The 5,594-nt window shown below is 75.1% G+C and carries 6 protein-coding genes; 5 read left to right on the top strand and 1 reads right to left on the bottom strand.

Annotated elements, in window-relative coordinates; translation table 11 throughout:
- Positions 1–185: ATP-binding protein (locus tag J0670_RS28375; RefSeq protein WP_207814543.1), on the bottom strand; the 185-nt coding region annotated here is incomplete at its 3' end.
- Positions 186–414: 229 nt separating this feature from the next.
- Between J0670_RS28375 and J0670_RS28370 the strand changes: the two genes are divergently transcribed.
- The 5 genes from J0670_RS28370 (at position 415) to J0670_RS28350 (ending at position 5,457) form a co-directional block, all read left to right on the top strand.
- A complete protein-coding gene (locus tag J0670_RS28370) occupies positions 415–1,227 on the top strand; it encodes a hypothetical protein (RefSeq protein ID WP_243437642.1) in 813 nt (270 codons plus the stop codon).
- A gap of 186 nt (positions 1,228–1,413) precedes the next feature.
- Entirely contained in the window at positions 1,414–2,166 is a 753-nt protein-coding gene (locus J0670_RS28365; protein ID WP_207814542.1) for a YcnI family protein, read from the top strand.
- 68 nt (positions 2,167–2,234) lie between these two features.
- Positions 2,235–2,909, top strand: coding sequence for an SCO family protein (locus J0670_RS28360; protein ID WP_207814541.1), 675 nt, complete (start codon positions 2,235–2,237; stop codon positions 2,907–2,909).
- The gene (locus J0670_RS39570; RefSeq protein ID WP_207814540.1) at positions 2,906–3,415 is read left to right on the top strand and encodes a copper chaperone PCu(A)C; all 510 of its coding nucleotides are present in this window, start codon (positions 2,906–2,908) and stop codon (positions 3,413–3,415) included. The genes J0670_RS28360 and J0670_RS39570 overlap by 4 nt, the downstream gene beginning before the upstream one ends.
- A 14-nt stretch (positions 3,416–3,429) precedes the next feature.
- Entirely contained in the window at positions 3,430–5,457 is a 2,028-nt protein-coding gene (locus tag J0670_RS28350; protein ID WP_207814539.1) for a FixH family protein, read from the top strand.
- The last annotated feature ends 137 nt before the right edge of the window (positions 5,458–5,594 follow it).

Here is a 5,594-nt window from a genome sequence, read left to right as displayed (position 1 = left end):
TCGTCGGGGCGGCCGGTGGCGCCGTGCTCGACGGCGTTGGCGCAGGCCTCGCTGAGGGCGACCCCGAGGTCGTCGGCGATCTGCGGGTCGACGCCGGCCGTCGCCATGGCGCCGAGCAGGATGCGCCGGGCCAGCGGGACGCTGGCCGGGTCGCGCTTGAGGTGCAGAGTCCACCAGATGTCCACGGGAGGTCCCTCCTGGCTGCGGCTCCACATACAACTAGGTATCTCCGGGCGATTCGCCGGTGAACCGTGCCCGGGGGCCGCTACCGCCCGTTCGGCGGATGGACTGGGGCCGGGCTCTGTGCCGAAGGGCGCACACCGGCCCATCCACGCCGCGGCCGAACGGGGCATTGGTAGGGATTTCCCACCCTGCCCGTGTCGGCGGTGTACGCGATGAGATGATGGCCCGGCCATGACTGCCCTCCCCGCCGCCCCGTTCCCGGGCACCCCAGAACCGGCTCGGCCGGTGGGGACCGCCGCCTGGGACCTGAGGCTTGCCCGGGCCGTCCCGTTCGCCCTGGTGTGCACGCTGATCGCCGCCGCCGGGCACGCCCTGGGCGGTGGCGGGGACGTCCCGCCGGCCGCGCTGGCGACGGGCTTCGCCGCGGTGCTGGTGCTCGCGGTGGCGTGCGGCGGACGGGAGCGCTCGCTGCCGGCCATCGCCGGGGCGCTCGGCGCGGGGCAGCTCGGACTGCACTGCCTCTTCCACGGCTTCCACGGGTCGAACGGCCCCGGCATGCACCACGGCGGGTCGCTGACCGTGCCGCAGGCGGCCGGCCGGCTGATCTGCAACGAGGCCCGGCCCGGCACGCTGATCGGCCTGCCCGGCGGCACCTCCCCCGAGCAGCTGGTCTCCTCGGCGGGCCTGGACCCGCACGCCTACGCCGCCGCGCCCTGGTGGCAGGACGGCGTGTTCGGGATGACGCCGTCCATGCTGGCCGGGCACCTGGCCGCCGCGCTGGTGGCGGGCTGGTGGCTGCGGCGCGGCGAGGCGGCGCTGTGGCGGCTGGTGCGGGTGGCCGCGGCAGCGGCCCGGGAGCACTGGGCGGCGCCGCTGCGCTCGGTGCTGGTGCTGGTGGCCGCGCTGCTGCGCGGCCTGTTCGGCGTGGCCGGCCCGGCCCGCCGGTTCGGGGCCAGGGGCGGCGAGGGGCCGCTCCCGGCGAGTGCGGTGCTGCGGCACAGCGTGGTGCGGCGCGGTCCGCCGTGCGGGGTCCTCGCGTACTGACCCGGCGTTGCCCGTACCCGTGAGCGGTACCGGGCTCCGGGTGTGCGCGGCGTCCGGACCGCCGCCCGGCCACCGGGGCGGTCCCCCGCACCGACTCCCCACGTCCCCACGCGCGGCCCCACCGGCGCACGGTTCCACCGTCGCCCGGCCCGGCCGGCCGCCGAGCTCCGATCGGAGACCCGCATCATGCGTTCCCTTCCCACCCGCCGTCTCGCCGCCGTCGCCCTGACCGCCGCCGCCTCCGTGGTGGCGCTGGCCGGCCCCGCCTTCGCGCACGTCACCGTGAACCCGGGCTCGGCCGCCCAGGGCGGCTACACGGCCGTCGACTTCCGGGTGCCGAACGAGAGCGACACCGCGAGCACCGTGAAGCTGGAGATCAACCTCCCGCTGGACCACCCGCTGGCGTCCGTCCGGACCCTGCCGCTGCCGGGCTGGACCGCCGCCGTCGAGAAGTCCAAGCTCGACAAGCCGATCAAGGTGCACGGCAGCGACGTCACCGAGGCCGTCTCCAAGATCACCTGGACCGCCGACGCGGGCACCAAGATCGCCCCCGGCCAGTTCCAGGAGTTCAAGGTCTCGCTCGGCCCGCTGCCGGCCGACGCCGACAGCATGGCCTTCAAGACCCTCCAGACCTACGACAACGGCGACGTCGTCCGCTGGATCGACGAGTCCCCGGCCGGCCAGCCCGAGCCGGCCCACCCGGCCCCGGTCCTGGCGCTCACCAAGGCCGCCGGCGGCGACGACCACGGCGTCACCGCCACCCCGAGCGCCGGCGCCCACAACGACGGCTCGGACCACGCCGCCGCCTCCGACGGCGACGCCAAGTCCAGCGACGGCACCGCCCGCACCCTCGGCGTGATCGGCATCGTGGTCGGCGTGATCGGCACCGCCGTCGGCGTGCTCGGCCTGCGCCGCAAGAGCGGCGGCTCCGCCTCCTGACCCCCTCGCCGGCGGGGCCGCGACGACACGGCCCCGCCGGCTGCCAACCGCGCACGATCGGAACACCCATGCCCCGCACCACCCGCACCACCCGACTGGCCGGCGCCGCCGCCCTCGCCCTGGCCGCCGCCCTGACCCTCTCCGCCTGCGGCTCCTCCGGCGGCTCCGGCGGCGACTCGGCCGCCAAGGTCACCCGGCAGAAGGAGGACACCCCGTACCAGGGCACCAAGCTCGCCAAGAACTTCGAGAAGCCCGACCTCCAGCTGACCGACACCTCCGGCCAGCCCTACGACCTGCGGCAGCAGACCAACGGCAAGGCCACCCTGCTGTTCTTCGGCTACACCAGCTGCCCGGACGTCTGCCCGACCACCATGGGCGACATCGGCGTCGCGATGAAGGCGATGTCCGACGAGGACCGGAAGAAGGTCAACGTCGTCTTCGTCTCCACCGACCCGCAGCGCGACACCCCCAAGGTGCTGCGCACCTGGCTGGACTCGATGGGCACCGACTTCATAGGCCTGACCGGCGACCTGGAGAAGGTGAAGACCGCCGCCAAGTCGCTCGGCATCATGATCGAGGACCCGGTGGTCAACGCGGACGGCACCGTCACGTCCACCCACGGCGCGCAGGTCCTGGCCTTCCTCCCCTCGGACGACAAGGCGCACGTGCTCTACATGAGCGGCACCGAGGAGAAGACCTACGAGCACGACCTGCCGCTGCTCGCCAAGGGGGTCGCGGCGTGACGGCGGTGAACGCCACCACCGGCACCCGACGTTTCCGCCGCTCGGCCCTGCTGGGCGCCGTGGTCGCCGCCGCCCTCGGCGGCGGCACCATCCTGGCCGCCTGCGGGACGGACGACCGGGGCACGACCGCCGACGGCCCGGCGAAGCTGAGCGTGGCCGACTCCTACATCCCGCTGCCGCCGACCGGCGGGATGGGCGCCGGCTACCTGACCGTCCGCAACGACGGCGGGTCCGACCAGCTGGTCAAGGTCAGCAGCCCGGCCGCCGAGTCGGTCACCATGCACCGCTCGACCGCCTCGACCATGGAGCAGGTGAACAGCCTGGACGTGCCCGCGCACGGCGAGCTGGAGCTCGCGCGCGGCGGCACCCACCTCATGATCATGGGCTGGCAGAAGGCCCCCGCCCTGGGCGACGAGCTGGAGCTCGACCTCACCTTCGCCAAGTCCGGCACCATCTCGGTCAAGGTGCCGGTCAAGGAGCTCACCTACCGGCCCGGCCGGAGTTAGGGGACCCGCCACCAATGGAGTCGGCCCGCCTGGACCAGGCCCGCCCGCCCGGAGCCGCCCACCGCCGGATCGCCGGACTTCTCGCGACGCTCGGCGCACTGCTCGCGCTGATGCTCGCCGCTGCCGGACCGGCCTCCGCACACGCCACCCTGGAGTCCACCGACCCGCGGCAGAACTCGGTGGTCGCCACCGCGCCGCAGGTGGTCACCCTGACCTTCAGCGAGACGGTGTCGCTGTCCGCCGATTCGGTCCGGGTGCTCGACCCGGCCGGCAAGGCCGTGGACACCGGCAACCCGGCGCACGCGGACGGCAAGGACAACACCGCCCGGGTCGGACTGAACAGCGGGCTCGCCAACGGCACGTACACCGTCGCCTGGCGGGCCGTCTCGGAGGACTCGCACCCGATCGGCGGGGCGTTCACCTTCTCCGTCGGCGCCCCCTCGGACACCTCGGTGTCCGCCGCCGCGCTCCAGGGCGCCAAGGCCGACGGCCTGGTCGCCGCCCTGTACGGCACCGGGCGCACCGTCGCGTACGCGGCGTTCGCGCTGCTCGCCGGGGCCGCCGCCTTCGTGCTGGTCTGCTGGCCGGCCGGCGCGACCAGGCGCCCGGTGCAGCGGCTGCTGATGACCGGCTGGACGGCGCTGCTGGCCTCGACCGTCGCGGTGCTGATGCTGCGCGGCCCGTACGAGCGCGGCTCGGGGATCGGGCAGGCCTTCGACCTGTCGCTGATGCGCGCCACCCTGGACGAGCGGATCGGCACCGCGCTGGCCGCCAGGCTGCTGCTGCTCGCGGCGGCCGGGATCTTCCTGTCGCTGCTGGTCGGACAGCTGGGGCAGCCGCCGCGGACCTCCCACGCACCGGCCGCGGACGCCCCGGAGGGCGAGGACGCCGAGGCCGCCGAGCTGCGCGAGCTGGAGCTGCGGGCCGCCGAGCGGCCGCTGCGGGAGGCCCGGCTCGGCCTGGGCGTGGCCGGGCTGGTGCTGGCGGTCGCGCTCTCCGCGACCTGGGTCGGCGCCGACCACGCCTCGGTGGGCATCCAGGTCTGGCTGGCGCTGCCGCTCGGCATCCTGCACCTGATCGCGATGGCGGTCTGGCTGGGCGGGCTGGCCTCGCTGCTGGTCGCGCTGCGCGAGGGCGTCGGGGCCGAGGTGGTGGACCGCTTCTCGAAGATCGCCTTCGGCTCGGTCGCCGTGCTGGTCGCCACCGGGGTCTACCAGTCCTGGCGGGGCCTGGGCAGCTGGAGCGCGCTGACCGGCACCGAGTACGGGAAGCTGCTGCTGGTGAAGACCGGCTGCGTGGTCGTGATGCTCGGCATCGCCTGGACCTCCCGCAGCTGGCTGGCCCGGCTGCGCTCGGCCCCGGCCGAGGCGGCTGAGGTCGAAACGGCGGAGATCGAGGAAGCGGCGGAGATCGGGGCCGCCGTCGGCGGCGAGGACCCGGTCCGGCGGGCCCAGCTGGCCCGCCAGCGGGCCGCCCGGGAGAGCGCCGGACGCGAGCGCGGGCTGACCCCGACCCGGGCCGGGCTGCGCCGCTCGGTGCTGGTCGAGGCCCTGGTCGCGGTCGCGGTGCTGGTGGTCACCACGATGCTCACCAACTCCCCGCCCGGACGGGTGGCGAACGAGGTCAAGGCCGCCGGGAACACCGCCCCGGCCGCCGGCGGGACGGCCGGGGCGGCGCAGGCGCCGACCGAGCCGGGGCGCACGGTGGACCTCAAGCTGCCGTACGACACCAAGGGCCGCACGCCGAACGCCAAGGGCACCGCGACGGTCACCCTCAACCCGGCCCGGACCGGCTCGAACGAGGTCAAGCTCGCGCTGGACGGCGCGGACGGGCAGCCGGTGGACGTCCCCGAGGTGCAGCTCGCCTTCACCCTGCCTGACCGTGACCTCGGCCCGCTGCCGGTCGCGCTCACCTCGGACGGAACCGGTCGCTGGAGCGGCACCGCGCAGCTGCCGCTGGCCGGCACCTGGGTGGTCTCGGTGCAGATCCGCTCCTCGGACATCGACCAGACCACGCCGACCCAGCAGTTCAAGATCGGATGAGCGCGGTGGAGAAGATCTCGGAGGAAATCCCGGAGGAGCTTTCGGCGGGGTCCTCGACGGACCGCGACCCGGCGGGCTTCACCCGACGGGCGCTGCTCGGCACGGCCGGCGCCGGACTGCTGGTCGGCGCGGGGGCG

Origin of the sequence: Streptomyces sp. FH025 (assembly GCF_017427025.1) — a bacterium.
Taxonomy (GTDB): Bacteria; Actinomycetota; Actinomycetes; order Streptomycetales; family Streptomycetaceae; genus Kitasatospora.
This window is presented reverse-complemented; position numbering and strand designations above follow the sequence as displayed.